The sequence below is a fragment of the Telluria sp. AZSoR62 genome (genome assembly GCF_058111565.1).
Genome location: NZ_JBYTST010000618.1, coordinates 1 through 235, shown reverse-complemented (window position 1 = coordinate 235; position 235 = coordinate 1). Strand labels below are relative to the sequence as shown.

At 56.6% G+C, this 235-nt stretch carries 1 protein-coding gene; it reads right to left on the bottom strand.

Annotation, left to right across the window (positions count from 1 at the left end; all coding sequences use genetic code 11):
- On the bottom strand, window positions 1-235 hold a 235-nt coding region (locus AC3XQU_RS24950; protein WP_489876771.1), incomplete at both ends, for a hypothetical protein.

Here is a 235-nt window from a genome sequence, read left to right as displayed (position 1 = left end):
ATCATTTGATTGTGCCCGGATGGGTGGTTGGCTCTTGTGGCCTTGTTTGGCCGTGGTGAGCGTGAGCAGTTCGGAGCAGAGCGCTTGAACCTGTCGTTGGATTGCCGCCGGATTCAAGGGTTTGTTTTCCCGTGTCAACTTCGCTTTCACACCTTTCTGGACCGTTCCCTCGTCGGTCAGGACCCGCTGGTACGGGGTTGCCGGTCGGTCATATTTCTTGCTGATCTTTGGGCCG